Annotated in this window: 3 protein-coding genes; 2 read left to right on the top strand and 1 reads right to left on the bottom strand. The window is 63.3% G+C overall.

Annotated elements, in window-relative coordinates; genetic code table 11:
- Both MOV75_RS31655 and MOV75_RS31650 read left to right on the top strand, forming a co-directional pair.
- Positions 1 to 966, top strand: a 966-nt coding sequence (locus MOV75_RS31655; protein WP_247007284.1) for an acetolactate synthase large subunit, incomplete at its 5' end; no start/stop codon positions are given.
- Between the two features lie 127 nt (positions 967 to 1,093).
- The gene (locus MOV75_RS31650; protein ID WP_246920499.1) at positions 1,094 to 1,612 is read left to right on the top strand and encodes a hypothetical protein; all 519 of its coding nucleotides are present in this window, start codon (positions 1,094 to 1,096) and stop codon (positions 1,610 to 1,612) included.
- A 1,206-nt stretch (positions 1,613 to 2,818) separates the two neighbouring features.
- Here MOV75_RS31650 and MOV75_RS31645 read toward each other — a convergent pair.
- Positions 2,819 to 3,052 carry a DUF3551 domain-containing protein gene (locus MOV75_RS31645; RefSeq protein WP_246920490.1) on the bottom strand — a complete coding sequence of 78 codons (234 nt, stop codon included), beginning with the start codon at positions 3,050 to 3,052 and terminating at the stop codon, positions 2,819 to 2,821.
- Positions 3,053 to 3,422: the final 370 nt, after the last annotated feature.

The raw sequence follows: 3,422 nt of genomic DNA, 5'->3' as shown, positions 1-3,422 counted from the left end.
CACGGCGACGGCGAGGGCACGCTCTTGCTGATGACCGGCAGCGCGCTGAGCGAGCACGGCCTGGCTCTGGCTGAGCGCATCGCCGCCAAGACCGGCTGCACCGTGATGGGCCCGACCTTCCGTCCGAAGATGGCACGTGGCCGCGGCCGCTACTCGATCGATCGCATCCATTACGTGATCGAGAACGCGCTGCCGATGCTGGCGAAGTTTCGTCACATCGTACTGATCGAGTCCGACGATCCCGTCGCGTTCTTCGCCTATCCGAACAAGCCGAGCATGCTCAAGCCCGACGGCTGCGACGTCCATCGCATGACTTCCTGGGGCGAGAATTCGGTCGCAGCGCTCGAAGCGCTCGCCGGTGCCGTGAAGGCCAGTGCCAAGGACGTCAAGCCGCAGGCGTTGGCTGAACTGGTCAAGCCGACCGGCGCGCTCACCTTCGCCTCGATCGCGCAGGCGATCGCCTGTGCCATCCCTGAAAACGCGATCATGGTCGACGAATCCCTGACCACTGGCCGCGGCTTCTTCCCGCCGACGGCGGCGGCCGCCCCGCACGACTGGCTGCAGAACATGGGCGGCTCGATCGGCTTCTCGACGCCGCTCTCGATCGGCGCGGCGATCGCCTGCCCCGACCGCAAGGTCATCACCATGGTGGGCGACGGCAGCGCGATGTACACGATCCAGTCGCTGTGGACGCAGGCGCGCGAGAACCTCAACATCGTCACCATCGTGTTCGCCAACCGCATCTACCAGATCCTGCGCGGCGAGTTCGACAATGTCGGCGCCGGCGAGCCCGGCCAGCGCGCCAACGACATGCTCCGGCTCGACCGTCCGACGCTGGATTTCGTCGCGCTGGCCAAGGGCATGGGCGTGCCCGGCCGCGCCGTCACCAATGCCGGCGAGTTCAACAAGGCGCTGGCCGAAGCCGTCGTCGAGCCCGGACCGCGGCTGATCGAAGTCCAGATGTAATTCTGACTGGTCGCGCCTCATGTAGCCCGGATGGAGCGCAGCGTAATCCGGGACGCCGTGCGTTTTGCGAGAACCCGGATTGCGCTACGCTCCATCCGGGCTACTCACGACTGCGTCCGGAGGCAAAATGCAGACCGAGCTGAGCAAGGTGATCGCGGCGCTCCGGGACTTCTACGCCCACGAAGCCTTCCTGTTCGAGAAGGACATCGGCGAGCGCGCGGTCACGCACCGCTTCGCCGTGCACCTGGAGAAGCAGTTTTCCGGCTGGTCGGTCGACTGCAACTACGATCGGCTCGGCGAGCGCACGCTGCATCTGCCGCACGGCACCATCATCTCGACCGACGACCATCTGGGAAAGTCGATCTATCCTGACGTCGCCGTGCATCAGCGCGAGATCCCGAACAATCTGCTCACGGTCGAGATCCGCAAGGCGAGCAATCACACGCCGCTCGAGCACGACCAGCACAAGCTGCGGGCGCTGACCGACGTGCATGTCTGGTTTCCGTATTGGATCGGCGTGCTGCTGGTGCTGGACAAGGACCAGGTGACGATGTCGGAGGTCTATGTCAGCGGGCTCGTCGACGAGGCGCAGTCGCGCTGGTTCGCGACGCGGCTGGCGGAGATCGGGCTCGGCGCCGCGCAGTAGCGCGTGTTCTCATACGGGTCAGATTTCGAGGACAAAGCGGAAGTCCCTCCACCCGGACAGCCTCGACCGCTCGTGCGAGCAGAAGCTCAGTTACGAGTGCGCTCGCCGCCGCGTTCGCGCGGAGCTTTTTCAATCAAGTCCGCATGTTCCTTGTTGCAGCTCCTCGGTTGCGCAACGGAGCCACATGCCAATGTGCGAAAGCGAACAGAGCTCATTGCCGAATTTTCCTAGACTGTGGGCGCTTGGTCTTCCCCAAGGTCCAAGCACCTCCAGCGGCCCCGGCCTCCACACCCTCAGAAGCCCCCACGGCCGGGGCCGTCATTGGCAATCATCGAAGTTCGGCCTGACCTCACCGCCGCGGTGCCGCAATCGGTGCAGACGAAGCGCGCCTCGATATCAGACAGCCGCCACCTCAATGCCTCCCGCGATGTCGCTCATCTACGCGCTCGCGACAGTTCAGTAGGAACTGCAGCCTCGCCACCGCATTTTCGGCTTGCACAGTTTTCCCGGTTGTCGGGCGGAGCCTCTTGCGTGTCGTAGGGCCTACAATGGATGCTGATGATCGCACGGCTGTTTTGAAACAGCGTTTCGACTGGCTTCTTTCCGAGTTTTCAGAGTTGGAAGACTTGCGAACTCGCGTGAGCGCAGCCGAGCGTATTGCAAGACGGTCGGAACCTCGAGCGGGAACCGGACGAGGCAATTTGCCAAACGACTAAACAGAATAATGATCGGCAAGCTCGAATCCACGCTGGCGTGGCCACCATGGAAATGACAGCTGGAACCTGATCCGTGGGCCGCAGGTGTGCGACGAGATGTCCCAGCGGCATTGAACCTTAGAGCCGCGCTGACAACGCCTTCCCGCACGACGTATGAAATCAGCGCTCCCTCGCCGAACGGCTGCAGAGTTATCGAGCCGGGACGCGGATATCCGATCAAGCGGTCAACCCAATACGCGCGGTGGCCTTCCGAGCCGGCGACGGTTTTGCTGCCCCGCAGCCGCAGCAAATCACGGCATCTTCACTGTGCATCGCCAAGATCGTCTCGATCTAGTGGACCTGCGATAACGCACTCATGCGCCCAAGTAACATTTGCTACATAGGTAACAGATCAACCTGACCAATTGGGTAACGCAATTCTCGCTTCGCTCAGGCCTGTTTTGCTGGGGCTGTGGCGGCGCGCGCGTCGTGCGCGCACACCGCCGTTTCGTCAGTGATAGTAGGGCTGCGAATACGCGTACCGCGGATTGATGCCGCAATAGGCTGATGTGCCGGAGGCGCTCGCCGCGCATTGCTGGTAGCTCGCGAACTGGCAGTTGCCGGGATAGCCCCAGCTGCGGCCCTGCAGGCAGTATCGGTCGCTGGCGGCCTGGGCCGGAGCCGCCGACAACGAGGCGGCGATCAAGGTTGCGAACGATGCAAGCGTGAGGATGGTGCGGCGCATTTCGGTCTCCTTCGATTGTGGGGTGGAACGCCGGGCCTCGGCGTTCCCGTGGCCTAGTCTGACGCACGGTCATGCTGTGTTGGTCTCCGCGACGCCGGATGCGTTCGAGGCGAGGTACATCGTGACGCAGCCGGCCGCGAGCAATGTGATCTCGGCCACAGTTCTCATGCAGGATCAGACCTAGTGTTGACAGACTTGCACGCGTCGATGCCGCAGGCCTAGGTTTGGCCTGGTTCGGGTCAGGCAATTTTGGAGGTTCTGATGCAAAAGTCATGCTTGCTGGCCGCGACAGCGGCACTGGCGCTCATCATGCAAACATCGCTCGCGTTGGCCCAGACCGCGCCCGCAGCCGGCGGAACCGCGGCGCCTG

The organism is Bradyrhizobium sp. PRIMUS42 (assembly GCF_023006515.1).
In the GTDB taxonomy this organism is placed as follows: Bacteria; Pseudomonadota; Alphaproteobacteria; order Rhizobiales; family Xanthobacteraceae; genus Bradyrhizobium.
The sequence above is the reverse complement of the archived record's forward strand: the minus strand, read 5'-3'. Positions and strand labels throughout refer to the sequence as shown.